The organism is Lysobacter sp. P5_B9 (assembly GCF_054049835.1).
Genome location: NZ_JBFULP010000004.1, coordinates 233,617 through 257,931, shown reverse-complemented (window position 1 = coordinate 257,931; position 24,315 = coordinate 233,617). Strand labels below are relative to the sequence as shown.

Here is a 24,315-nt window from a genome sequence, read left to right as displayed (position 1 = left end):
GGGGTCGCCCGAATCTAATCCAAAGCCGCTTCGCGCCGTGTGTGCGCCGGTCAGCGCCGCTTGCGCCCCGTGCCCAGCTTGCGCGTCAGGGTGTTGCGGCCCAGGCCCAGGCGGGCGGCGGCCTCGGCCCGGCGTCCGCCGGTGTGTTCCAGCGCCACGTCCAGCAGGACGCGATCGAAGCGCTCGCGCGCCTGGGCGTGGATGTCCGCGCGTCCGGCCGCGAGTTGCGCCCGCGCCCACTGCGCCAGCGCCGCATCCCAAGCATCGGCTGCAGCGGCGTGGTCCGCGACCGCGGTACTCGCCGGCAACGCGGTCTCGACATCCGCCGCGCCGATGTTCTCGCCCGGCGCGAGGGCGGCCAGGCGCCAGCACAGGTTTTCCAGTTCGCGCACGTTGCCCGGCCAGTCGTAGGCAAGCAGGCGTTCGATCGCGGCCTTGCCCAGGCGCTTGGGCGGCATGTCGAAGCGGCGCGCCGCGGCGGCGAGGAAGCGCGTGGCGAGCAGCGGCACGTCGTCGCGGCGTTCGCGCAGCGGCGGCAGGCGCAGGCGCACGACGTCGAGGCGGTGCAGCAGGTCGGCGCGGAAGCGGCCTTCGCCGACCAGCGCTTCCAGGTCCTGGTGCGTCGCCGCGATCACGCGTACGTCGACCCGGATCAGTTCGCGGCCACCGACGCGGAAGAATTCGCCCTCGGCGAGCACGCGCAGCAGGCGCGTCTGCAGCGGCAGCGGCATGTCGCCGATCTCGTCGAGGAACAAGGTGCCGCCATCGGCCTGCTCGAAACGGCCCGGGTGGCGGCGCGTGGCGCCAGTGAAAGCGCCGGCCTCATGGCCGAACAGTTCGCTCTCCAGCAGCTCGGACGGGATCGCGGCGGTGTTGAGCGCGACGAAGGGCTTGGCGGCGCGGGGCGACTCGCGGTGCAGGGCACGCGCCACGAGTTCCTTGCCGGTCCCGGTTTCGCCGGTGATCAGCACCGACAGCGGCGCCTGGGCGAGTCGGCCGATGGCGCGGAACAGCGCGCGCATGGCCTCGGTGGTGCCGACCAGTTGCGGACCGTCCGCGCCCACGTCGTTGCCGTTTTCGCCCGGCACGTCGGCGCCCGTCCCTGCGGACGCCGCCGGTGCGCCGTTGCGCACGGGCAGGGCCCGCGCGGCGAGCGCCACGGCGTCGTCGAGGTCGAACGGCTTGGACAGGAATTCGTGGGCGCCGCCGCGGAACGCGCCGGCGGTGCTGGCGATGTCGGTATAGGCACTCATCACGATCACCGGCAACTCGGGATGCGTGGCCTTGAGTTTTTCCAGCAGCACCAGGCCGTCGTCGCCGGGCATGCGCACGTCGGTGAACAGCAGGTCGGGCGCAGCGCGCGTGCGCAGCGCGGCGAGTGCGTCGGCGGCGTTCTCGAAGCCGTCGACGTCGTAGCCTTCGTCGCGCAACGCGGTGGCGAGGACGAACCGTACGCTGCGGTCGTCATCGACGATCCAGATACGGGCCTCACGCGCCATGGGGGTTGCCCTCGTGGGTGTCACCTTCCAGAGAGATCGGCAGCAGCACGGTGAACACGGTGTGGCCCGGTCGCGAGCGGTACACCAGCGAACCACGGTGCTCGCGCGCGACCTGCTGCGCGAGCGCGAGGCCGAGGCCGCTGCCTTCCGCACGCCCGGACACCAGCGGCAGGAACAGGCGCTCGGCCAGTTCCTCCGGCACGCCACGGCCGTCGTCGCTGATCTCCAGGCGCAGCGCCAGCGCATGCGGTTCGTCGCCGATGCGCGCGGCGTGCTCGGCACGGGTGCGCAGGGTGACGTTGACCGCACCGGCTTCGATCGCGTTGCGCACCAGGTTCCACACCGCCTGGGTCAGGCGGTCGGCATCGCCGGTGAGTTCGGGCAGGCTGGGGTCGTAGTCGCGGGTGAGCTTCACCGCCCAGCCGGCGTCGGCTTCGGCCAGGCGCAGCACGCGTTCGAGCACTGCATGGATGTTGAGCGGTTCGTGCGGGCGCGCCGGCGTCGGCGAGAGCAGGCGCTCGAGCAAGGCGGTGAGGCGCGCGACCTCGGCTTCGATCAGGGCGACCAGTTCGCGCGAGTCGCGGTCGTCCTCGCTGCTGCTGGCGATGCGGCGCGCAAGCAATTGCGCCGCCCCCTTCAGCCCCGCCAGCGGATTGCGCAGCTCGTGGGCGAGGCCCTTGAGTGCGGCCGACAACGCGGACGGCAGGGCGACCGCGGGATCCTCGCCGGGGAATTCCTCGACCGGATGCGCCTCGACCAGCCACCCGGCTTCGGTGCGCGACAGGCAGACGTCGGCGAAGCGCGGTTCGTCGTGGCCGGGAAACGCCAGCGCGAGCCGGCGCAGGCGGGCGAAGTCGCGCGGTGTTTCGCCGGATTCGGCGAGCGCGCGCGACAGCATCTCGCCATCCACTTCCAGGGCCGCCAACGGCACGCCCGGCAGGCGCCGACTGCTGACCCCGAGCCAGCGCGCCAGCGCCGGGTTCGCCCCGAGAATCACGCCGGCCGCATTGGCCCAGGCCAACGGGGTCGTCAGGCTGTTGCTGTCGGGAGCCGGGGCCGTCATTGCACCATCTTAGTGCAAAGACACGCCTGCACATCCGGAGGCGGGTGCTTCTGTCGGCTGGCTAATCGCATGCCCGCCTCAGTGCTCGTACGCCGCTTCACCGTGCGAGGAAATATCCAGGCCTTCGCGCTCGGCCTCTTCGGACACGCGTAGGCCGACGGTGTACTTCACGACCACGAAGCTCACCAGCGCGACCGCGCCCGATACCAGCACGGTCACGCCCACGCCCTGCAACTGGATCCATACCTGATGGGCGATGTCGTAGTCGGGCGACGCTGTTTCGCTGACGTAATCCCATACCCCCGCGCCGCCGAGCGCCGGCGACGCGAACACGCCGGTGAGCAATGCACCGAGGATGCCGCCGAGGCCGTGCACGCCGAACACGTCGAGCGCATCGTCTGCTCCCAGCAGTCGCTTCAACCCGCTCACGCCCCACAGGCACGCCACGCCGGCGAGCGCACCGATGACCAGCGCGCCGCACAGGCCGACGAAGCCTGCAGCGGGCGTGATCGCGACAAGTCCGGCCACCGCGCCCGAGGCCGCGCCGAGCATCGATGGCTTGCCCTTGCCCATCCACTCCAGCGCGGTCCAGCCCAGCACTGCCGCTGCGGTGGCGAGGAAGGTGTTGACGAAGGCCTGCGCTGCGATGGCATTCGCTTCGAGCGCGGAACCGGCGTTGAAGCCGAACCAGCCCACCCACAGGATCGACGCGCCGACCATGGTCTGCGTCAGGTTGTGCGGCTTGATCGCCTCGCGGCCGTAGCCGATGCGCCGGCCGGTGAGATAGGCACCCACCAGGCCCGCGGTGGCGGCATTGATGTGCACGACGGTGCCGCCGGCGAAATCCAGCGTGCCCTTCGCGAACAGGAAGCCGGATCGCGCCAGCACGCCCGGCACGGCGGCGTTGCTGGTGAACGCGTCCGGCCCGGGGAAGAACCACACCATGTGCGCCATCGGCGCGTAGGCGAAAGTGAACCACAGCACGGTGAACACCAGCACGCCGGCGAACTTCACCCGTTCGGCGAAGGCACCCACGATCAGGGCGCAGGTGATGCAGGCGAATGCGCCCTGGAACACGAAGAACACCAGCTCCGGTATGTACACGCCCTTGCTGAACGTCGCCGCCAGCGCACTGGCGGTGAGTCCTTTCGCGAACAACCGGCCGGTGCCGCCAACGAACGCATTGCCCGGCGTGAACGCCAGCGAGTAGCCATACAACACCCACAACACCGCCACCAGCGCGAACACCAGCAGGCACTGCATCAGCACCGACAGCACGTTCTTGCTGCGCACCAGCCCGCCGTAGAACAGCGCCAGGCCCGGCAGGGTCATGAAGATCACCAGCGCCGAGCACACCAGCAACCAGGCGATGTCGCCCTTGTCGACTGTCGGTTGTGCAGCGTGCGCCGCCTGCTGGGCGAATGCGATCCCCGGAGCGGTGAGCACCAGCACGACGGCGATTGCGACACGACTACCCCATCCCGCGCGCTGCCGCCCGTCCGGCCTGCGGATGATCGCGGTGATCGGCTGCATCGCTCGGCTCCCATGGCTGTCGGTAAACGCTTGCGCCGGCGATCGCCTTCAAGCCACATGCGCTCCGCGCCCGTGGCGGCATGGCGGTGGCATGCGAGTGACATGGCGAAGGCGGCGACGCGTTTCGCGTGCTGCAGCCCGCAGGGATGGCCGCGGGTAGGCGTGGTGCGCGTTCGCGGGGACGGCCGCGAAGGGAGGTGATGCACTCGCAACGAGGTGCGAGGTGGACTCAGTCGAGCCGATACATCCAGGCGTGCAGGGATCGCCGCACGCCGGAGTTGAAGCACGCGGCATGGGGAACGGCCATGCCGCGCTGTTACCGGTGGAGCCGCCCCTCTCCGCCAGGAGAGGGGCGTTGACGCAAAGGAACCTGGAACCTTAGATCGTGTAGTACATCTGGTATTCGAGCGGGTGCGTCGCCGCGCGGAAGCGCGTGACTTCCTGCATCTTCAGCGCGATGTAGCTGTCGATGAAGTCGTCGGTGAACACGCCACCGGCCTTGAGGAATTCGCGGTCCTTGTCGAGCGCTTCCAGCGCCTGGTCGAGCGAATGGCACACGGTCGGGATGTTCTTCTCTTCTTCCGGCGGCAGGTCGTACAGGTCCTTGTCGCTCGGCGCGCCCGGGTCGATCTGGTTCTTGATGCCGTCCAGGCCGGCCATCATCAGCGCGGCGAAGGTCAGGTAGCCGGAGTTCATCGGATCGGGGAAGCGGATCTCGATGCGGCGCGCCTTCGGGTTGGACACGTACGGAATGCGGCACGACGCGGAGCGGTTGCGCGCCGAATAGGCCAGCATCACCGGTGCTTCGTAACCCGGCACCAGGCGCTTGTAGCTGTTCGTGGTCGAGTTGGCGAACGCGTTGATCGCGCGGGCGTGCTTGAAGATGCCGCCGATGTACCACAGCGCCATCTGCGACAGACCGCCGTAGCCGTCGCCGGAGAACAGGTTCTGGCCGCCCTTGGCGAGCGACTGGTGCACGTGCATGCCACTGCCGTTGTCGCCGACCAGCGGCTTGGGCATGAACGTCGCGGTCTTGCCGTTGCGGTGGGCGACGTTCTTGATGATGTACTTCATCGTCAGCAGTTCGTCGGCCTTCTGCACCAGGGTGTTGAACTTGGTGCCGATCTCGCACTGGCCGGCGTTGGCGACTTCGTGGTGGTGCACTTCGACTTCGATGCCGACCTGCTCCAGCGTCTTGCACATCTCGGCGCGGATGTCGTGCAGCGAGTCGAGCGGGGCGACCGGGAAGTAACCGCCCTTCACCATCGGCCGGTAGCCGGTGTTGCCGCCTTCGTATTCGCGCCCGGAGTTCCACGCCGCCTCTTCCGAGTCGACATGGAAGAAGGTGTGGCCCATGTCATTGGCGAAACGGACGCTGTCGAAGATGAAGAACTCCGGTTCCGGACCGAAGAACGCGGTGTCGGCGACGCCGCTCGACTTGAGGTAGGACTCGGCGCGCTTGGCGATGCCGCGCGGATCGCGTGTGTAGGCCTGCATGGTGGCCGGGTCGAGGATGTCGCAGGTCAGGACCAGGGTCGGATCGGCGGTGAACGGATCCAGGAACGCGGTGGAGGCGTCGGGCAGCAGGACCATGTCCGATTCGTTGATGCCCTTCCAGCCGGAGATCGAGGAACCGTCGAACATCTTGCCGTCTTCGAACAGGCTGGCCTCGACGATCGACTTGGGGAAGGTCACGTGGTGCTGCACGCCGCGCATGTCGGTGAAGCGCAGGTCGACGAATTCGACCTTGTGGTCCTTGATGAGTTTTTCGACGTGTTCGAGGGACATGCTGGGCTCCGGGGCTGGGATCGGTGGCGGTGGGCCAAAGCGGCCCGTCGGGATCCTTCAACGCAAGCGGCGTGCCAAGCTTTCGATCCGCATAAGCAGCTGATCTGCAAGGGTTTCACCCCGAGGTCAATGACTCGTGCGCGCCAACTTGGGGCGGAATATCCGCAGTCGCACCGGATTGGTGCGATCGCGCCCGTCGGCTATGCTTGCGCGCCTTCGCCGGGCCGGCCGCGTGCGCTGCCTGGCACGACGGCGCCCACTTCGACATCAGTCCATTGCCCATGTCCAACCTGTTCGCCGCCCTGCTGCTCGGGATCATCGAAGGCATCACCGAATTCCTGCCGATCTCCAGCACCGGCCACCTGCTGATCGCCGAGCGCTGGCTCGGGCACCGCAGCGACCTGTTCAATATCTCCATCCAGGCCGGCGCGATCCTCGCCGTGGTGGTGATCTACCGGCAGCGGTTGTGGGACCTGGCCACCGGCTTCTTCAGCGAGCATGCAAGCCGCGACTACGCGGCCAAACTCGCCGTCGCCTTCGGGGTCACCGCGGTGCTCGGCCTGGCGATGAAGAAACTCGGCTTCCAGTTGCCCGAAACCGTCACGCCCGTCGCCTGGGCGCTGGTGATCGGCGCGGCGTGGATGGTCGCCGCCGAACACTTCGCCGCGCGTCGCGCGGCGGTGCTGGGCGAACGCGCGGCGATCACCTGGACGGTGGCGCTCCTGGTCGGCCTGGCGCAGGTGGTGGCCGGCATGTTTCCAGGCACCTCGCGCTCGGCCGCGACCATCTTCGTCGCCCTGCTGGCCGGTACCACCAGCCGTGCGGCGGCGACCGAATTCGCCTTCCTGGTCGGCATACCGACCATGTTCGCCGCCACTGGCTACGAGCTGATGGAGGTGATCGGCACGGGTGAAGCCGCGCACGAGGACTGGCGCGCGCTCGCTGTCGCCTTCGTCGCCTCGGCGATCACCGCCTTCGTCGCGGTGAAGTGGCTGCTGCATTACATCCAGAACCACCGCTTCACGGCGTTCGCGGTGTATCGCGTCGTCCTCGGCGTGGCGTTGCTGCTGCTGGTGCCGGCTGGCCAGTAGTTTCGAAATCTTCCAGGGGGAATTCACCATGACGGTCAGGAATCTTGTTGGCGCCTTCGGCCTCGCGATCGCGATGCTGGCATCCGCCCCGGCCAGTGCCGGCGTCTACAGCGATGATCTCGGCAAGTGCCTGGTCAACGCCTCCTCGGCCGAGGAGAAGCAGCAGCTCGTGCAATGGATGTTGTTCTCCATCGCCTTGAACCCGACCATCCAGCCGTACGCGAACATCACACCGGCGCAGCGCGATGGCGCCAACAAGGCCGTGGCCAAGCTGTTCGAGAAGCTGCTTGGCGAGTCCTGCAGCAAGGAAACGCAGCAGGCGATCAGATACGAAGGCAACACCGCCTTTGCGGAATCGTTCAGGCTGCTTGGCCAGGTGGCCGGCCAGGAGATGTTCGCGTCACCGGACGTGGCTGCCGGCTCGGCGGAATTCACCAAGCACCTCGATGTGGAAGCGCTGCAGAAGAAGCTTGGTCTTCCCGTCAGGTAAGGATTGGCAGCGCGTGGAAGCCGCGCTTGTCAGTCCTTGACCGTGGGATTGAGCGAATAGGTGCCGTAGATCGCGGTTTCGTCCAGCACGTGCCCCTGCATCGCCTGCAGGACGTCATTGGCGGTGAAGCGTTCGGGCACGTCCAGCTTCGCCACGTCCAGCGCGAACAGGCGGAAGAAGTAGCGATGCAGGCGCAGGTCATGCGGCGGCGGGAACGGGCCGTCGTAGCCGCGCCAGTCGCCGCGCATGTCGGCGTCGTTGGCGAACCAGCCGGTGTAGTCGTTCAGGCCCTGGCGGCTGCCCGCGGGTCCCTCGGGCGCGGCCTTGCCGTGCGCGACCACGCCGTCGCTGCAGCTGCCGGCGGCGAGCGTGCGCACGTCCGCGGGCACATCGACCATCGCCCAGTGGGTGAAATCGGTGCGCGGCTGGTCGGCCGGGATCTGCGCCGGCGCGATGTCGGTCGGCACGTCCGGATCGATGCACAACAACGCGAACGATTGCGTCCCCGCTGGCACATCATCCCAGGCCAGGTGCGGATTGCGGTTGGCCGCGAAACCGTAGCCGTCGGCCGTCGGCTGGCCGGCGGCGAATTCGGCGGGGACGCGCGCGCGGTGCGCAAAGCTGTCGCTGTGGATCTTCATGGTCTGCGCTCCCGGGTGGCGTGGAAAACAGTGCTTGAAGGCCACAGCGACCGCGTCGCGGCACAGTCGCTGCGGACGGCGCGTTGCGACGCGCCGCGGTGATCAGTTTTGCGGATAGCCCAACCGTACCGCGACCGGCGTCAGCATGGCGAATGCCGCCGACAGCGGTTCGGCATACGCGCGCCAGTGGCCCGGGGCGAAATGGCGGATGCCCGCGCTCGGCATCGGCGCGAGGTTGATCTCCAGGGCCTCACCTACCGCCGTCGCCAGGGCGACCGGGTCGTAGGCGATGTCGTCGAGCTTGAGCAGGCGATGCGGGAACAGATCACCCGCGTGCAGGTCGGCCACCTGCGCCAGCGCGTCCGCGAGCCAGCGCGCCGCGGCTTCCGGCGAGGGCACGGCGAAGCGCTGCGGCGCGTCGAACGCCAGCCATTCCAGCAGCATGTCGCGCGGGTCGCGCACGGCGATCATCAGCACCGCCTCGGGCAGGTGCGGGCGCAGTGCATGCAGCAGCGCGTTGTCCCACAGCGCCAGCCAGTCGAAGATCTGGCCATCGTGGATGCCACGGGCCGGCAGCCCGGCGCGCCATTCGTCGACGAGGGCCTTGCCATCGAGGCGGCCATCCAGCAGTTCGAACGGCGTGTCGTAGCGTTGCAGCGGATCAGTCGGCGGTTGCGGACCATAACGGTCGACCCGCACCGGTCCGTCGGTGAAATCGAAGTTCAGGGCGATGCGATCGACCAGCGAACCGGGCGCGCCCCACAACAGCAGGACGCCGGGGGCAGGATCGGGCAGCGGCGCCAGCGGGGGCAGGTCGCCCAGGGTTGTGGTCAACGGCGGCAACGGCGCGCGCTGGTCGGCGGCGTCGGCATGCAGCGCCGCCCAGGTGGCCGCGGCTTCCGCGGTTTCGCCGGCGGCATCGAGGCAGCGGCCCAGCAGCTGGCGCAGCAGCGGGCGGGCGTCGGCCGATTCGGTGCGCGCCAGCAGCTCGCGAACGCGCACGACCGCGGCGGCCGGGTTGTCCTTGAGCAGGCGATCGACGATGCGCAGTTCGGCCGGCGCATGCCCGGGCGCCATGGCGACGATCTGGTACGCGATCGCATCGGCTTCCTCGGTCTCGCCGGCGTGGTCGTGGATCGCGGCGCGGGCCTGCAGCGGAAGGATGTGATCGGGTCGGGCTTCGAGCCAGCGTTCCACCACCGCCAGCGCTTCAGGGCCGGCGAACGCCTCGAACAGCAGGCGCGCGCGCCACAGCTGGTCGTTTTCCGGGTAGTTCGCCAGGGCGGCATCGAGGGTGGTGCGCGCGTCCTCGGCGGCATTGCCGCGGCGCCACGCCTCCACCAGAGCTTCCAGGGTGCGCTGGTCGTGCGGCATGGCGGCGAACGCCGCCTTCAGCGGCTCCAGCGCGCGCTCGGAGCGACCGGCTTCGAGTTCGAGTTCGCCCACCACGCGTTGCAGGCCCGGCGTGACTCCGTCGCCTTGCAGCAGCGCGGCGGCTTCGTCGGCGGCCTCGGCGGCACGGCCCTGGCGACGGACCAGGTCGGCGATCAGGCCGCGCAGCGCGACCGAATCGGGCTGGTGCTCGAGCTGCTTGCGGAAGGCCTGCTCGGCGAATGCGTAGTGGCCCTTGGCGATGTAGGCGAAGCCGAGCGCGTTGCGCACCGTGACGTCGTCCGGCGCGGTCTGCGCGGCCTGCGACAGGATCGCCAGCGCGCGGTCGGCATCGCCACGGCGCAGCATCACCATGCCTTCGATCGCGGCGACCAGCGGGTTTTCCGGCGCGATGCGAGCGGCGAGCTTGGCGGCGCGTTCGGCTTCGGCGAGGTCGCCGCGCGACAGCGCCAGCTGGCCCTGGATGATGTAGGCGGGGAACTGGTTGGGGTCGAGGCCCACGGCGCGGGCGAGGGCCGCCTGCGCACCGTCGAGCTGGCGCGTATCGAGCAGCAGGCCGGCGCGTTCGACGTGCAGGCTGGCGTCGTCGGGCGCCAGCGCGAGCGCGGCGTCCACGGCGCCCAGCGCGGCCCCGCGATCGCCGCTCAGGTGCAGGGCGGCGCCGAGCAGGCGGTGGGCCATGGCGTCCTGCGGGTTGGCGGCAACGGCATCACGGGCGGCGGGCAGCGCCTCGGCGGCGGCGCCACGGCGCAGCGCGTCGATCAGGGTCTCGTACATGGGTGTGCTTCAGTAGGAATTGCAGGGAGTCGGCGATTGTAAGCCGCGCGGCGAACGCGCGCGGGGCCGGCCGCTGCCGCTCAGGCCGCTGGCGCCTGGGCGGTGGTTGCCAGCCGTTCGGCGACCCAGCGTTCGGCGAATCCGTCCAGCCGTGCGTTCTCGAGGAAACCGCAATGACCGCCCCATGGCGCGATCTCCAGCCGGGCAGTGGGCGGCAGCTGGAGGTGGTGGAAGTCTTCCACCGGGATCACCGGGTCATCGGTGGCCATCAGGATGCTCACGGGCACCTGCAGGCCCGCCAGCCGGCTGCCGGCGATGGAATAGCCGTCGAAGTAGTTGTCGAGGGTGCCGAAGTCGGTGTGGCGTTCGACCAGCCATTGCGTCAGCGGGCGCATGCGCAGGCTCAGCACCTGGCTGTCGAAGGCATGCAGCTGCGGGAACAGCGCGCGCTTGCGCGCCAGCGAGCTGCGCCACTTGCGCTCGAAGTACCACATGTACACGCGCATCCCCTGCTCCATCGCCTCCATGGTGCGCGCCGGGTCGAGCACCGGGCACACCGCGGCGACGTGGGCGATGTCGAGCCCCGCGGCCGGCGCGCGCAGCGCCAGGCGCAGGGCGAAGTTGCCGCCGAGCGAGTGCCCGGCCACCACCAGCGGCCGGCGCGCGAAGCGCCGCGCGACATCGCAGGCCGCGCGCACGACTTCGTCGATGCGATTGGAGTGGAACAGGCCTTCGTTGAGATGGTGGGTGTCGCCGTGGTCGCGGAAATTGAGGCGGAACACCTCGAATCCGTGGCGCAGCAGCTGCGCCGCGGTCAGGCGCATGTAGCTCGAGTCGGCGCTGCCTTCCCAGCCGTGCAGCAGCAGGGCGAGGCCGCGTGGCGGCACGCCGGGGATTGCGCTGTGCACGCCCTGCAGGCGCACGCCGTCGCCGCCATCGATCAGGTGCACCGTGTCGACCGCGCCGCAGGCGCGCAGCGCGCGTTCGCCGTGCAGGCTCCGCAGCGCGCTGGTGCCCAGCAGCGACTGCACGTGCGCGTTGCGCAGCCAGCGCGACGGACGATAGTCGGCGACGGTCAGCATCGGCTGCGGCGGCGCGGCTGGCGCTACGGATTGGAGGGTGGCGGCCGCGCTGAAGTCCTCGAGCAGGTTGCGTTCTTTTGGATCGCCGCTGGTGCGCTCGGCGTCAAAGCCCGCCTCGAACCCTGCATCACGTCCCGTCACTTCAGCCTTCCATCGCCGCGATGATGCGGCCGCGCGCCAACTCGGCGATGCGCCGGCGGCCATCGGCCTCGCCCGGCGCGATCGGTTCGAGGAAATGCACCTCGGCCAGGCGCGCGGGTTCGCCGAGCAGGCGCACGAAGTTGCCGAAGAAATTTTCGCGCGGCTGGAAGGCGACCACGTGCTGCGCCGATCCTCCTTCTCCATAACGCAAAGCCACCGGCTGTACGGGCACGCCCGCCTCGACCGCCGCCAGGAAGATGCGCGCGTGGAATGGCCCGATCTCGCGGCCGCCGCGGGTGCCGCCCTCGGGAAACACGCCCACGCTGCGGCCATTGCGCAGGCGCGAGAGCATTTCGTGCAGCACGCCGCCCAGGGATTCGGTGCTGCCGCGGGCGTGGAAGATGGTTTCGCCGCGCTGCGCCAGCCAGCCCACTACCGGCCAGCTCTGGATCTCGCGCTTGGCGACGAAACCCATCATGCGCTGGCTGTGCAGGGTCTCGATGTCGATCCAGCTGACATGGTTGGCGACGAACATGGTGGCGCCCGGCAGCGGCGTGCCGACGCGGCGCAGGCGGAAGCCGAATACGCGCATCAATCCCGCCGACCATGCGCGGATGGCGCGATGCTCCAGCGATTCGTTGCCCCAGCGCAGTGCCGCGGTGACGGGCGTGGTCAGCAGCATCGTCAACGGCAGGTGCACGACCAGATGCCACGCCAGCATCGGCACGCGATAGAGGTATCGGCAGGCGCGCGCCACTCGCGCCCCGGGCGCGAGGGCGCCGGAAGTGGGGGACGGCGCAGTCATGGCACGCACGATACCGGGTTAAGGCGGCAATACGGGAGTCGATGTTGCGATCTGCCGCATTACGCGGGTGCAGCGCCGCTCCGACCCGCGCTAGGGCCGCCCCACCACCGCCAGCGTCAGTCGCGAGATGCACACCAGGCGCCCGGCTTCGTCCTCGATGCGGATTTCCCACACTTGGGTGCTGGCGCCGACATGCAGCGGCCGCGCCGTCCCGGTGACGAAGCCCTCGCGCACGCCGCGCAGGTGGTTGGCGTTGATCTCGATACCGACCACGCCCTTGCCTTCGGAAGCGCACAGGCCGCCGGCGGTGCTGCCCAGGGTCTCGGCCAGCAGCACCGAAGCGCCGCCGTGCAGCAGGCCATGGGGCTGGAGGGTGCGCGCATCGACCGGCATGGTGGCGCGGACGAAATCGGGGCCGAGCTCGATGAACTTGATCCCCAGCGGGATCATGGCCGTGCCCTCGGACATGGCGTTGAGGTCGGCGAGGGTGGTGTCGCCGCGAAACAGCGGCCGGCTGGGACGGGGGGCGGGGTCGGTCATCGCCAGACGATACACGCTGCGGTGAGGCCGGCGGACGGTACTACCGGCCAGCGCGCAGGGAGAGGGAGAAGACCTGCGCGCCGGCCGGGACCGCGCCCACGGAGAGGGGACATCCTTGTCAGGTGCAGCCTTGTCAGGTGCAGCCTTGTCAGGTGCTGCCTTGTCAGGTGCTGCCTTGTCAGGTGCTGCCATCGCGCGGGGGCGGCGCGATGGCGCGGAAGTCAGGCACAACGGAACAGCGGGGCAAAGCCGTTGCTGGTGTAGCGGCGGTCGCGACCGTAGCCGCTGCTGTTGCCATAGCCGACGCCGAAATCACGGTCGCGGTGCACATGGCGGATGGGGGCGGCCTGCGCGGCGCCAAGGGCGGCCACGGCAACGGCGGCCAGGGTGTCGGGGGTGGGGCGGGTTTCGGTGGAAACGGTGTTCATGACGATCTCCTCGGGGCTGGGCGGGGCGGCGAGCACAGCCACCGGAGTGGGTGCGCGTTACGCGCAGCGGAACAGGGGCTGGAAGGCGCTACTGGAATAGCGGCGGTTGCTGGCGTAGCCGCTGCTGTTGCCGTAGCCGACGCCGAAATCGCGTTCGCGGTGCAGGTGGCGGACCGGGGCGACCGGGGTGGCGGGGGCGGACTTGGCGGAGTCGGCGCGGCGGGCTTCGAAGGTGCGGATGTTCATGGCGGTTTCCTTGGGGGCGGGGGTGTGTGGCTTGGTGTGTTGGTAAAGTACAACACCGCATCGATAATTCACCTGTGCCGGAAGTCACCCCACCGACGGCCTAGGGGTCACTTCCGACGGAACTCCCTGATTCAGATGCCTTTTCGGTCGGGAGCGTTGCTGTGACTGATGGCCTACTCCCCTATCCGGGGGACGCCGGCGGGCGGATTCAGGTCGATTCCGGGGCGGCCGGGGCCACCGAAATCAGGACGCCCAGCTCGCGGCCGGAGTGCGGATCGCTCGAATACGGGTGCGTCTGCGCCAGGAACCCGGGTTGCGACCGGACCCGCGCGAGCCAGGCGCACACCTGTGGATAGGCCTGCAGCGGAAACCCGGCCTCGTCCGCCCGGCTCGTGTAGGCGAACAACGCGATATCGGCGATGCCGTAACGGTCGCCCGCAATGAAGTCGTGCGTCGCCAGTTCGCGCTCGAGGATCCCCAGCGCGTTGCGGCCGGCGCTGCGCTTGAGTTCGACCAGCGCCTGCGGCCGGCGCGGCAGCTTGCCCGTCAGGGTCCAGTGCCGCAGCGCGCCGATCTGGCTTTCCACGCGCTCCTGCTCGAAGCACAGCCATTGCCACACCTTGGCGCGGGCGAACCCGTCATCGGGCAGGTACGGCGTGCCCTGGGCGAGGAACATCAGGATCGCGTTCGATTCGGCGAGGCAGCGGCCGTCCTCCAGTTCGATCGCGGGCACGGTCCCGGTCGGGCTGATCGCACGGAATTCGGCGCTCGCGCCTTCGCCCTCGAAGATGCTGACGTGACGCGTGCGGTATGGGCGCTGCACGTGCGCGAGCAGCTGTCGCACCTTCCAGGCGTTCTGCGAAGGCGGGTAGTCGTAGAGCGTGAGCATGGACGGACTCGTCTGGGGAGGAGGCGCCAGTGTCCGCAGCCCGCGCGCGCGGCGATATCCGATTCCTGCGCCGGCGCGCGCACGCACGTAAAATCGCACCATGACCATGCAAGACCTGCCGCTGGGCCGCCACGTCGATTACCCGCGCGAATACGACGCCGCGCTGCTGTTCGCGATTCCGCGCGCGCTCGGCCGCGGCCACATCGGCATCGATGCCGACAGGCTGCCCTTCATCGGCAGCGACCGCTGGCATGCGTACGAACTGAGCTGGCTCGATGCGCAGGGCAAGCCGCGCGTGGCGACGGCGACGTTCGAGGTGCCCGCCGACTCCCCGCACCTGATCGAATCCAAGTCGCTCAAGCTCTACCTCAATTCGTTCAATGCGACGCGCGTGGATAGCGACGCGGTCGTCCGCGAACGCATCGCGCGCGACCTGTCGCACGCCGCGGGGGCCCCGGTCGCGGTCAGCTTTGGCCTGCCGCCGATCGACGAGAGTGAAGCCGGTGAATCGATCGACGAACAGGCCGTCGCCATCGACCGCTACGGCCCGCCCGACGCCACCCTGCTCGCCGCCGATGCCGGCGACGTCATCGAGGAAACCCTGAGCAGCGCGCTGCTCAAGTCCAACTGCCCGGTGACCGGCCAGCCGGACTGGGCACGCTTGGTGATCCGCTATCGTGGTCCGCGCCTGGATCGCGCCGCCCTGCTGCGCTACCTCGTCTCCTTCCGCGACCACGCCGAATTCCACGAGCAGTGCGTCGAACGCATCTTCACCGACCTGCTCGCACGCACGCGCCCGCAATCGCTGTCGGTGGAAGCGCGCTACACCCGCCGCGGCGGGCTCGACATCAATCCGTGGCGCGCCACGGCGGACAGGCAACGGCCACCCGTCGGCCGCGACAGCAGGCAGTAGGAAGCCGGTTCAGTTTTTTCCTTCTCCGCCATATTTCCTTAACAAGGATCGTGCCACCGTTGCCCACGTCGACAAGACACAGGGGAGGAGCCCCTCCATGAGCAACGAGAAGAAGCCCGACTTTTCCAACGTGCAAAGCGGCTCGGGCAGCACCGAGCAAAGCAAGCCCGATTTCTCCAATGTGCAGTCCGGCGCGTCCTCGACCGAGCAGATCACCGGTGGCGGCGGCGGTACCGGCGGCGCGGGCACAACCACATACACGGTGGCCAAGGGCGACACGCTCTCGCACATCGCCAAGGCGCATTACGGCCAAGCCAGCAAGTGGCACGCGATCTTCGAAGCCAACCGCGACCAGCTCGACGATCCGGACAAGATCTTCCCCGGCCAGGTGCTCAAGCTCCCGGCGAGCGAAGGCTGACCTTCGGACGCTTCGCATCTCGTCTTCGCACCTCGCCGAGCCCACCGGTTTCGAAGCCTCGTTCAAACGCACGCCTGCCTCGACCTGTTTCGACTCCGCTCCTTTCTCACCGCACACGTCTCCTTTCTCACCGCACACGTCGTCACCGCACAAGTCGTCATCGCACAAGGAACGCACGCATGAACAACCGCAACCGCATCTCCTCTGTCCTGCTGATCGCGCTGCTCGGCACCATCGCCCTGGTCGGCTGCAAGAAGAAGGAAGAACCCGCCCCGATGGCGACTACGCCGCCGCCGGCCACCACTCCGGCTCCGGCTCCGGCACCGATGCCCGCCCCGATGCCCGCCGGCGCATCGGTCAGCACGGTCGATCTCGGCAGCGCCGTGGGCGCCGACATGAAGGTGAGCGCGCCCAAGACCACCTTCGCCCCGAAGGACACCATCTATGTCTCGATCGGCACCAGCACCAGCGACCCCGCCGCCAGCGTGCCGAGCAAGCTGGGTGCGAAGTGGACCCACGTGGACAGCAACCAGACCGTCAGCGAGGACACCCGTGACGTCACCCTGACCGGCATGGGCAATACCGAATTCCACATCGCCAAGCCCGATGGCTGGCCGACCGGCAAGTACAAGGTCGACGTCATGCTCGACGGCAACGTCGTGCAGACGCGCGAGTTCGAGGTCAAGTAAGCACCGTCTCTCTCCGCCCCGCTGCTGGCGGGGCACTGAAGTCCGGGCGCGACGCACAATGTCGCGCCCTTTTTTTGTCCGCCCTCGCCGGGTTCAGCGCGCCGGGAATTCGCCGTCGAGGTAATACCAGCGTCCGTCTTCGCGCACGAAGCGGCTGATCTCGTGCAGGCGCACCGCGGCCGCGCCGCCCACCCGGTAACGCGCCACGAATTCGACGGTGGCGCGATCGGGGTCGAGCAATTGGTGCCGCTTGACCTCGAGCCCGAGCCATCGCGTCGCGCCGGCATCGCCGAAATCGAGCGCCTGCGGCCGCGTGGACGCATGCCAGGTCGCGAGCAGGTAGGCCGCGTCGCCACGCACGTAGGCGCTGTAGCGCGAACGCATCAGCGTTTCGGCGCTCTGCGCCACGGCATCACCGCGATGCAGGGGCGCGCAGCATTGTGCATAGGCACGCGCGGACTGGCAGGGACACGCTTCGGTCGCGTTCATCGCCGCATTGTCGCGGCGAGGCGCGGCTGGCGTCATCCGTCCTGCGTGGCCACGTCCCATGTGCCAACGGGATCGCGCACCCGCGGCAACGCACATCGGCGCATTGCCGGTGCCGGCGCGCCAGCGCGGCCGCGAACGACTACCCTGTGCACCCCCGTACCTCGCCCCCTCCGCCATGAAAGTCCCCAGCTACCTCGACGATGCGCAGATCGAACGCCTGTCCGACCTGCTTGACCAGCGTGCCGTGCCGTTCAAAGGCTTCAACCTGGAGGCGCTCGATGGTTACCTCTCGGCCCTGGCGGTGTCGCCTGAAGACGTACCCGTCGCCGAGTGGCAGCCCGCGGTGTGGGGCAAGCCGCCGCGCTGGGCCGACGAGGCCGAACGCGCGGAAGTCGAAGCGCTGCTGCTGGGCCACTGGAACATGGCCAGCCAGCGCGTGCGCTTCGACGACGACGACCTGCCCGAACACCTCGCCCCGCTGCTGTGGCTGCCGGAAGAAGCCGAGGCCGAGCTTCCCGATGAACTCGATGTCGGCCGCGACTGGGCCTTCGGCTTCTTCCGCGGCGTCGAACTGCGCGAAGCCGCGTGGGAAAAGTGGCTGGACGAACACGACTGGATCGAGGAGATCTTCGCGCGCCTGGACCAGCTCGCCAGCGGCGAGGTGATCGGCGAGGATCCCGAGGCGCCGGGCACGCCGGTCGGCTATCGCGAACGCCTGGAAGTGATCGCGTCGTTGCCGGGCATGCTCGCCGACCTGCACCACCACCGCATCGACGCGCTCACCCCGCGCGAACCGGTCCGCAAGGACGCCACGCCGGACCGCAACGCGCTTTGCCCATGCGGCAGCGGCAAGAAGTATAAGAAGTGCCACGGCGCCTGAGCTGAGCCCAGGCAGGCGCGAGCCGCGAATGCCAGTGACGCTCCCATGGCGCCGATGCGCGCTGGCAGCGATGTCACGCGCGGAAGGCACGCACCGCCTGCACGCGGCGGAATCGACGCGATTACGCGCGATTACTTCCGGGCCACGTCCGCCGACTTCTTCTGCACGACCGGCTTCAACGGCAGCAGCAGCCCCGCTGAGTCCACCGCCGGCAGCAGTCCACGCCGGTCCGCGGTCGGGCTCTGGCCGGGACACTTGGCGTCGGGGAAGCCGAAGCGCGGCTCCAGCGCGCGCCCGCATTCGTCGAGCACCTCGAAGGCCTTGCCCGGTTCCAGGCATTCGCCTTCGAACGCACGCAGCCATGCGTCGCGGCGGCGCGCGAAATCCTCACCACAACTGCGAGTGACGCGGATGCGATCGAGGTCGTCCTGCACCGCGTTGCTGCCGGACAGACCGTACTCGCGCAATTCGGCCTCGCTGAGCAGGCGCAGGCGGCGGTTGGCGACCGTCATCATCAGGTCGGCGATGCGCGCATCGGCGCCGTTGCGGGCGAGGTAATCACGCACCTGTCCGCTGACGTCCTTCAATTCCGCGCTGAGTTCGGCGCGCGACGTCGCCATCGACTGGTCGCGGAACAGCCGGTGTACGCCGACTTCACCGGCGATGGAACGCGTATCGCCACCGGCCAGGATCAGCACGCACGAGCTGTGGCAGTACGAGCCTTCGCGCACCCAGATCGCCCAGCGCTGGTCGGCCATGCTGTCGCCGGCGCGGATCGCCTCCTCGACGTGGCCGCCGGAGGAACTGATGTCGAGGATGCGGACCGGGATCTCCATGCGGTCGGCGATCGCCGACAGGCGCTGCATCAGCGCGGTGAAGCCGGCGTCGATCTTGCCTTCATAGCGCACGCGCACCACGCCCTTGGGCTGGCACGGCGTGAGCGCGTCGACGACCGCGAAGAAGGTCAGTGCCCCCAGGGCCTCGCCATCGCCGAGCGCGGCGTAGTCGTAATCGCAACTGATCCACGCCTGGCCGGCGTCGAGCTCGGCGGTGGGCCAGTAGGTGGTCTTCAGATAGTCGGCCGGCGCCATCTCGGTCACCGGCGCGGCGGAGATGTGCCGGGCGGGGCCGGCGCTGGCGGCGTCCTCGGCGAGGGTGACCGGTGCCTGCACGGGCGCCTGTCGCTGGCAGGCAACAGCGGCCAGCCCCAGGGACAGCAACAAAAGACTTCTTGCCAGTAGACGTTTCAACATGAGCACATCACCAAACCTGCGATACCGAAGCTGCACCGCCGTTGCCAGTACACCGCGCCGGCGCCCGCGCGGCAAGATGTTGTTGTGCCTTTGTGAAGGCGTAATTGTGAATCCGTGCAGTCAGTTTCCGGTCTGTGCATGAACATGCTTTGACCCTGTCCAGATGAACGCGGGTATCCGGCGGACCCGGACGCAACGGTCCGTTCCGGAAGCGCCGCACCGCTTTGCCCCGGCCTGCCTGAACCGCGACAATGGCGGGTCTGCCCGCCCGCGGTCCGCGCCGCCGGCCAGCCACGGCCACGCGCCGCCCCTTTCGAACGACCGAGCCTGCGAGCCCCCCTCATGTCCAATGCCCCGAAGATCCTCTACACCCTGACCGACGAAGCGCCGTTTCTGGCCACCGCGTCGCTGCTGCCGATCATCGAGGCCTACACCGCCCCCGCCGGCATCACGGTGGAAACGCGCGACATCTCGCTCGCGGGCCGCATCCTCTCGCACTTCCCCGATTTCCTCCGCGACGACCAGAAAGTCGCCGACGACCTGGCCGAACTCGGCCAGCTCGCGACCACGCCGGAAGCCAACATCATCAAGCTGCCCAACATCAGCGCCTCGGTGCCCCAGCTGCTGGCCGCGATCAAGGAGCTGCAGCAGCAGGGCTACGCGCTGCCGGACTACCCGGAGGAACCGCGCGGCGAGCGCGACAACGAGATCAAGGCCCGCTACGACCGCACCAAGGGCAGCGCGGTGAACCCGGTGTTGCGCGAAGGCAATTCCGATCGCCGCGCGCCGGCGTCGGTGAAGGCGTATGCGCGCAAGCATCCGCACAAGATGGGCGCCTGGAGCAGCGATTCGAAGTCGCATGTCGCGCACATGGATGCCGGCGACTTCTACGGCAGCGAGCAGTCGGCAGTGATCGCGCAGCCGACCACGCTGAAGATCGAAATGATCGGCAGCGACGGCCGCAGCCAGATGCTCAAGACCGGGCTCAAGGTAAAGGCCGGCGAAGTGGTCGACGCGTCGGTGATGAGCACGCAGGCGCTGGGCGAGTTCATCGATGCGCAGATCGACGATGCCAAGGCGCAGGGCGTGCTGTTCTCGCTGCACCTGAAGGCGACGATGATGAAGGTCTCCGACCCGATCATGTTCGGCGTCGTGGTCAAGCGCTTCTACGACCAGGTGCTGAGCAAGCACGCCGCCGTACTCGAACAGATCGGCTTCGACGCCAACAACGGCATCGGCGACCTGGCCGCACGCCTGCCTTCGCTGCCCGCCGACCAGCGCGCCGCGATCGAAGCCGAGCTTGCGGCCGTGTACGCCACGCGCCCGGGCCTGGCGATGGTCAATTCCGACAAGGGCATCACCAACCTGCACGTGCCCAGCGACGTCATCGTCGACGCCTCGATGCCGGCGATGATCCGCGACAGCGGCCGCATGTGGAACGCCGAAGGCAAGCTGCAGGACACCAAGGCGGTGATCCCTGACCGCTGCTACGCCGGCATCTACCAGGCCGTGATCGACGACTGCCGCGCGCACGGCGCATTCGATCCGGCGACGATGGGCAGCGTGCCCAACGTCGGCCTGATGGCGCAGAAGGCCGAGGAATACGGCTCGCACGACAAGACCTTCCAGATCGCCGCCGACGGCACCGTGCGCGTCAGCGACGAAGCCGGCCACGTGCTGATGGAACACGCGGTCAAGGCCGGCGACATCTGGCGCATGTGCCAGACCAAGGACGCGCCGATCCAGGACTGGGTAAAGCTCGCGGTCAACCGTGCGCGCCTGTCGCACACGCCGGCGGTGTTCTGGCTCGACAGCGCACGCGCACACGACCGCAACGTCATCGCCAAGGTCGAGCAGTACCTGAAGGACCACGACACCAGCGGCCTCGACATCCGCATCCTGTCACCGGTCGAAGCGATGAAGTTCTCGCTGGCCCGCATCCGCCAGGGCCAGGACACGATCTCGTGCACCGGCAACGTACTGCGCGACTACCTCACCGACCTGTTCCCGATCATGGAGCTGGGCACCAGCGCCAAGATGCTGTCGATCGTGCCGCTGATGAACGGTGGCGGCCTGTTCGAAACCGGCGCCGGCGGCAGTGCGCCCAAGCACGTGCAGCAGTTCGTCGAGGAGGACTATCTGCGCTGGGATTCGCTGGGTGAATTCCTCGCCCTGGCCGCCTCGCTCGAGCACCTGGCCGAGACCACCGGCAACGCCCGCGCGAAGGTGCTGGCCGACGCGCTCGACGCGGCCAACGCCAAGTTCCTCGACACCGACAAGTCGCCCTCGCGCAAGGTCGGCGGCATCGACAACCGCGGCAGCCACTTCTACCTGGCGATGTACTGGGCGCAGGCGCTGGCTGCACAGAGCGACGATGCGGCGCTGCAGGCGAAGTTCGCACCGTTGGCGCAGGCACTGACCGCGAACGAGGCCAAGATCGTCGCGGAGCTGATCGCAGTGCAGGGCCGGCCGGTCGACATCGGCGGTTACTACAAGCCGGACATGGCCAAGCTGTCGGTAGCGATGCGCCCGAGTGCGACGCTCAACGCGGCGTTGGCGGCGTTGTAAGTCGTCACCGCTTCAGCGCAGGAAAGCAAAGCCCGGCCACTGCCGGGCTTTTTGCTTTTTGCACGCACATCGCCGCGGCGACCTCGACAGTTGCTGGGCGCCGGATGCGCTCGGGTGGTCCGATGATGGATGTCAGTTGCCGCTTTCCTTTGCCGGGAGCACCGGGAAGCGCAGGCGATAGACGTATTCGAAAACGGGCTGTTCGTTGTGGCTGCAGCGCCCGTTGTTCACCAGCAACGGCTCGCCTTCGGCCACCGGGGTGAACGTGAAGTACTGCGGGTTGTAGAAGTGGCCGCTGCCAGGCAGCAGGGCGATAGTGAAGTGCTGGAGCGTTGATTCCGCGCCGAGCTGCTGGTCCGGGTTGCCGAAGGACACCGGCCGCGATGTTTCCACCGTGCATTCGAGCTTGCCGTCCGCCCCGGCGTTGCGGTAGTCGAACTCGAACCCGACCCAGGTGCACAGCTTGTCCTCGCCTGCAGTTGCAGCGGCCCTGGTCGGTGATGAGGATTTCCTCCGTGGGCTGGCAGATCCAACCGTTGGGGCCGTCCTCGATCGCGCTGTGGGTACAGGCCAGGCCCGACCTGAAGTTGGATATCTCCAGCTCCTGTGCCGGCACGTCCAACTCCTGTGCCGACACGGCGGGAGACAGCAGCAGCAACAACGGCAGCGCGATGCGCATCTCGTCTCCCCTCAGGTTCGTGGCTAGCGGACGTAAGGCAGTTCGGTGTTGCGGTTGCGTTCGCGTTCGCGCTGCTCGAACAACCGGTTGGCCTTCTCCTCGGTCATCTCGTACTTCGGCGCCACGTGCGGCAGCAGCAGGCGCAGCCACGCCTTGTCCACGCGGCGCGCCTCGGCCGGGCAGGCCTTGGCCCGCGCTGCGGGCAGGTCGCCGTCGGTGACGATGCCGAGGTAGCGCGACGGGTTGCTGCCGTAGACCAGGCATTGCAGGTTGAAGTAGCGCTGCTCGCCCAGCGCATGCTCGTCGGCGTATGCGTCGAGGTTGTATTGCCCGGTGCTGCGCGCCAGGAACCAGTTCGACGCCATGCGCAGGTTGTCGCTGACCTGGCGCGAGGATTCGTTGATGCCGGCGAAGCGTTGCATCAGCGTGGTCGCGAGCTGGTCGACCGCGTCTTCCTCGCGGCCGGTGATCGGGATCTCGAGCATGTCGATCAACGCATGGCCGGTCTCGTGCAGCAGGATGAAGCGCAGGTTGGCGGCGAGGTATTTCTGGGCGTAATCCTCGCCCAGGTCCTGGTCAGCAGCGAGCTGCTGGCCGCGCTCGAGCAGCACCTTCATGGTTTCGTAGCACATCACCACTTCGGCGCGTTCGGGCGAGTAGAACGCATTCGGCTCGCGGCATTCGGCCATCACGAACTTGATCGGGCGCGGCAGCATCAGCATGCCGTCGATGGCCTTGATCTCCGGCAGGTGGCGCAGCAGGTCGCCGTCGTGGGCGAGCTTGTAGAACGGCTCGAGCTCGGCCGTCTTCGGTGCCACGTACTCGTAGGCGAAGTGGACACCATCGGCCTTGCCTTCGGCATTGGCGACCTTCTTCATCACCGCCGGCTTGAGCGCGGCGAGTTCGTCGGCCATCGCCTTCTCCGCATCGGCGCGGCCTTGCGCGCGCGCGGTGGCGACGGCCTTCTCCTGCCGCTTCACCGATAGCAGCGAATAAAGAAAGGCACCGCTCACCAGGCCCAGGGCCACCGAGAGCAGGACGATCAATCTGAGTTTCATGCGCTTCCCCGAGGCGGACGTGGCGGGCGATGCGCTCGAAACGCCACTCGGCGCGCCACGACGGGATCGTAGCGAGTCGGCCGTCACGGCGGAATACACGCCCACGTCCCGGATCTGTGCCCCGGACGGCAGGAAGGGCGCCATTGGCGCCCTTCCGCGTTTCCTCATCCTGACCGCGGCTGCGCGCGGGTCAGGCGGCCTGGTCGTACTGCCGCATCACCAGCTCGTCGCCGATGCGTTCGATCGCGTATGCGATCAACGCGGGTGCTGGTTCGGCGGTCTTGGCATCACGGCGCCGGCCATAGCGCCGGGCGAAGGCGGGCGTGCGGTAGCTGCGTGGCTCCCGGCCCGACAGGGCCTCAAGCATGGTGGCGTTGACCAACTCGTTCTTGAACAGGTTCATCTCTGCGCTCCGTAGGGGGGCCATTCCGACATGGAGCTGCCGTCCTGGCGCGGGGCTGGTGAAGCAGGCGCAGCTTGCGCGGTGCAGATGACACCCGGGTGCACGCCGCCTTGCAGCGGCGTGAACCTTCTATCGCTCAGCGGCAGCCACCGGCGGCACGGGCCTCGATGGACGCGTCCTGGCGCTGGCCGAAGCGGCGCTCGGATGCCGCGCGGTTGCCGAGTTCATCGGCGAATTCGTTGGCGGCGGTGGCGGCGCCGTAATGACGTGCGTCGATGAGCACCGGGGATGCCGGCTGGTCGTTGTCGATCAGGTAAAGCAGGCCTTTGAACAGGTTCATGGTCGTCTCCAGATTCAGTAAAGGTCGATCAATGCAGTTCGGTGGACGTGGGGCCCGTGCGCGGGTCGGAGCCCGTCGCGGCGACATCCTCCGCGCTGGCTTCGGGGGCCTCGTCGGTGAGGTCGCGGGCCAACGCGACGTCAGCCACGGCGCCCTCGAGGAACAGCAATCCGGTCCAGATGTTCATTTCCCACTCCCAGGCCCATTTGGCCTATCTCTT

At 68.5% G+C, this 24,315-nt stretch carries 26 protein-coding genes and 1 pseudogene; 8 read left to right on the top strand and 19 right to left on the bottom strand.

Annotated features, from left to right (window positions below):
- Positions 1–50 precede the first annotated feature (50 nt).
- The 4 genes from ntrC to glnA form a co-directional block, all read right to left on the bottom strand.
- Positions 51–1,499, bottom strand: coding sequence for a nitrogen regulation protein NR(I) (gene ntrC / locus ACXJJ9_RS10590; protein ID WP_457097141.1), 1,449 nt, complete (start codon positions 1,497–1,499; stop codon positions 51–53).
- Entirely contained in the window at positions 1,489–2,562 is a 1,074-nt protein-coding gene (locus ACXJJ9_RS10585) for a two-component system sensor histidine kinase NtrB (protein ID WP_457097140.1), read from the bottom strand. Before ACXJJ9_RS10585 ends, ntrC begins: the two co-directional genes overlap by 11 nt.
- Before the next feature lie 78 nt (positions 2,563–2,640).
- A complete protein-coding gene (locus ACXJJ9_RS10580; RefSeq protein WP_457097139.1) occupies positions 2,641–4,095 on the bottom strand; it encodes an ammonium transporter in 1,455 nt (484 codons plus the stop codon).
- A 378-nt stretch (positions 4,096–4,473) separates the two neighbouring features.
- Positions 4,474–5,883, bottom strand: coding sequence for a type I glutamate--ammonia ligase (glnA, locus tag ACXJJ9_RS10575; RefSeq protein ID WP_457097138.1), 1,410 nt, complete (start codon positions 5,881–5,883; stop codon positions 4,474–4,476).
- 281 nt (positions 5,884–6,164) lie between these two features.
- Here glnA and ACXJJ9_RS10570 point away from each other — a divergent pair, with 281 nt between their 5' ends.
- Together ACXJJ9_RS10570 and ACXJJ9_RS10565 are read left to right on the top strand one after the other, a co-directional pair.
- Positions 6,165–6,974 carry an undecaprenyl-diphosphate phosphatase gene (locus tag ACXJJ9_RS10570; protein WP_457097137.1) on the top strand — a complete coding sequence of 270 codons (810 nt, stop codon included), beginning with the start codon at positions 6,165–6,167 and terminating at the stop codon, positions 6,972–6,974.
- A gap of 28 nt (positions 6,975–7,002) precedes the next feature.
- Positions 7,003–7,464 carry a hypothetical protein gene (locus tag ACXJJ9_RS10565; protein WP_457097136.1) on the top strand — a complete coding sequence of 154 codons (462 nt, stop codon included), beginning with the start codon at positions 7,003–7,005 and terminating at the stop codon, positions 7,462–7,464.
- A 29-nt stretch (positions 7,465–7,493) separates the two neighbouring features.
- On the opposite strand, the gene ACXJJ9_RS10560 is transcribed toward ACXJJ9_RS10565, so the two are convergent.
- The 5 genes from ACXJJ9_RS10560 to ACXJJ9_RS10540 all read right to left on the bottom strand — a co-directional run bounded on the left by ACXJJ9_RS10560 (position 7,494) and on the right by ACXJJ9_RS10540 (position 12,842).
- The gene (locus ACXJJ9_RS10560; protein ID WP_457097135.1) at positions 7,494–8,105 is read right to left on the bottom strand and encodes a YbhB/YbcL family Raf kinase inhibitor-like protein; all 612 of its coding nucleotides are present in this window, start codon (positions 8,103–8,105) and stop codon (positions 7,494–7,496) included.
- A 102-nt stretch (positions 8,106–8,207) separates the two neighbouring features.
- Positions 8,208–10,274, bottom strand: a complete 2,067-nt coding sequence (locus ACXJJ9_RS10555) for a tetratricopeptide repeat protein (protein WP_457097134.1) — start codon at positions 10,272–10,274, stop codon at positions 8,208–8,210.
- 80 nt (positions 10,275–10,354) lie between these two features.
- Entirely contained in the window at positions 10,355–11,353 is a 999-nt protein-coding gene (locus tag ACXJJ9_RS10550) for a YheT family hydrolase (protein ID WP_457097214.1), read from the bottom strand.
- Between the two features lie 145 nt (positions 11,354–11,498).
- The gene (locus ACXJJ9_RS10545) at positions 11,499–12,302 is read right to left on the bottom strand and encodes a lysophospholipid acyltransferase family protein (protein ID WP_457097133.1); all 804 of its coding nucleotides are present in this window, start codon (positions 12,300–12,302) and stop codon (positions 11,499–11,501) included.
- A 90-nt stretch (positions 12,303–12,392) separates the two neighbouring features.
- Complete coding sequence (locus ACXJJ9_RS10540; RefSeq protein ID WP_457097132.1) at positions 12,393–12,842, bottom strand: hotdog fold thioesterase; 450 nt, start codon at positions 12,840–12,842, stop codon at positions 12,393–12,395.
- Positions 12,843–12,957: 115 nt separating this feature from the next.
- On the opposite strand from ACXJJ9_RS10540, the pseudogene ACXJJ9_RS10535 reads away from it, so the two are divergent.
- A pseudogene (locus tag ACXJJ9_RS10535) lies at positions 12,958–13,017 on the top strand (hypothetical protein); the annotation flags it as partial.
- Positions 13,018–13,063: 46 nt separating this feature from the next.
- On the opposite strand, the gene ACXJJ9_RS10530 reads toward ACXJJ9_RS10535, so the two are convergent.
- The 3 genes from ACXJJ9_RS10530 to ACXJJ9_RS10520 all read right to left on the bottom strand — a co-directional run bounded on the left by ACXJJ9_RS10530 (position 13,064) and on the right by ACXJJ9_RS10520 (position 14,405).
- Positions 13,064–13,270, bottom strand: a complete 207-nt coding sequence (locus tag ACXJJ9_RS10530) for a hypothetical protein (RefSeq protein ID WP_310054954.1) — start codon at positions 13,268–13,270, stop codon at positions 13,064–13,066.
- A gap of 57 nt (positions 13,271–13,327) precedes the next feature.
- Positions 13,328–13,516, bottom strand: coding sequence for a hypothetical protein (locus tag ACXJJ9_RS10525; RefSeq protein WP_457097131.1), 189 nt, complete (start codon positions 13,514–13,516; stop codon positions 13,328–13,330).
- Positions 13,517–13,724: 208 nt separating this feature from the next.
- Positions 13,725–14,405 (bottom strand): glutathione S-transferase family protein, encoded by a 681-nt coding sequence (locus ACXJJ9_RS10520; RefSeq protein WP_457097130.1) that lies wholly within the window; start codon positions 14,403–14,405, stop codon positions 13,725–13,727.
- Between the two features lie 100 nt (positions 14,406–14,505).
- Between ACXJJ9_RS10520 and queF the strand changes: the two genes are divergently transcribed.
- From queF to ACXJJ9_RS10505, 3 genes are all read left to right on the top strand, one after another.
- Positions 14,506–15,318, top strand: a complete 813-nt coding sequence (queF, locus tag ACXJJ9_RS10515) for an NADPH-dependent 7-cyano-7-deazaguanine reductase QueF (RefSeq protein WP_457097129.1) — start codon at positions 14,506–14,508, stop codon at positions 15,316–15,318.
- A 97-nt stretch (positions 15,319–15,415) separates the two neighbouring features.
- Entirely contained in the window at positions 15,416–15,736 is a 321-nt protein-coding gene (locus ACXJJ9_RS10510; RefSeq protein WP_457097128.1) for a LysM peptidoglycan-binding domain-containing protein, read from the top strand.
- Between the two features lie 179 nt (positions 15,737–15,915).
- Positions 15,916–16,425 (top strand): hypothetical protein, encoded by a 510-nt coding sequence (locus tag ACXJJ9_RS10505; RefSeq protein WP_310054949.1) that lies wholly within the window; start codon positions 15,916–15,918, stop codon positions 16,423–16,425.
- Between the two features lie 93 nt (positions 16,426–16,518).
- On the opposite strand, the gene ACXJJ9_RS10500 is transcribed toward ACXJJ9_RS10505, so the two are convergent.
- The gene (locus tag ACXJJ9_RS10500; protein ID WP_457097127.1) at positions 16,519–16,950 is read right to left on the bottom strand and encodes a YchJ family protein; all 432 of its coding nucleotides are present in this window, start codon (positions 16,948–16,950) and stop codon (positions 16,519–16,521) included.
- A 139-nt stretch (positions 16,951–17,089) separates the two neighbouring features.
- Between ACXJJ9_RS10500 and ACXJJ9_RS10495 the strand changes: the two genes are divergently transcribed.
- Positions 17,090–17,794, top strand: a complete 705-nt coding sequence (locus ACXJJ9_RS10495; RefSeq protein WP_457097126.1) for a UPF0149 family protein — start codon at positions 17,090–17,092, stop codon at positions 17,792–17,794.
- Positions 17,795–17,925: 131 nt separating this feature from the next.
- On the opposite strand, the gene ACXJJ9_RS10490 is transcribed toward ACXJJ9_RS10495, so the two are convergent.
- Complete coding sequence (locus tag ACXJJ9_RS10490; protein ID WP_457097125.1) at positions 17,926–19,047, bottom strand: hypothetical protein; 1,122 nt, start codon at positions 19,045–19,047, stop codon at positions 17,926–17,928.
- 342 nt (positions 19,048–19,389) lie between these two features.
- On the opposite strand from ACXJJ9_RS10490, the gene ACXJJ9_RS10485 reads away from it, so the two are divergent.
- A complete protein-coding gene (locus ACXJJ9_RS10485) occupies positions 19,390–21,615 on the top strand; it encodes an NADP-dependent isocitrate dehydrogenase (RefSeq protein WP_457097124.1) in 2,226 nt (741 codons plus the stop codon).
- Between the two features lie 132 nt (positions 21,616–21,747).
- On the opposite strand, the gene ACXJJ9_RS10480 is transcribed toward ACXJJ9_RS10485, so the two are convergent.
- The 5 genes from ACXJJ9_RS10480 to ACXJJ9_RS10460 all read right to left on the bottom strand — a co-directional run bounded on the left by ACXJJ9_RS10480 (position 21,748) and on the right by ACXJJ9_RS10460 (position 24,282).
- A complete protein-coding gene (locus ACXJJ9_RS10480) occupies positions 21,748–22,008 on the bottom strand; it encodes a hypothetical protein (protein ID WP_457097123.1) in 261 nt (86 codons plus the stop codon).
- Between the two features lie 309 nt (positions 22,009–22,317).
- On the bottom strand, positions 22,318–23,352 hold the full coding sequence (locus ACXJJ9_RS10475) for a DUF4344 domain-containing metallopeptidase (protein ID WP_457097122.1): 1,035 nt from the start codon (positions 23,350–23,352) through the stop codon (positions 22,318–22,320).
- Positions 23,353–23,542: 190 nt separating this feature from the next.
- Positions 23,543–23,755, bottom strand: a complete 213-nt coding sequence (locus ACXJJ9_RS10470) for a hypothetical protein (RefSeq protein ID WP_457097121.1) — start codon at positions 23,753–23,755, stop codon at positions 23,543–23,545.
- A gap of 136 nt (positions 23,756–23,891) precedes the next feature.
- Positions 23,892–24,095, bottom strand: coding sequence for a hypothetical protein (locus ACXJJ9_RS10465; protein WP_457097120.1), 204 nt, complete (start codon positions 24,093–24,095; stop codon positions 23,892–23,894).
- A 28-nt stretch (positions 24,096–24,123) separates the two neighbouring features.
- On the bottom strand, positions 24,124–24,282 hold the full coding sequence (locus tag ACXJJ9_RS10460; protein WP_457097119.1) for a hypothetical protein: 159 nt from the start codon (positions 24,280–24,282) through the stop codon (positions 24,124–24,126).
- Positions 24,283–24,315 lie beyond the last annotated feature (33 nt).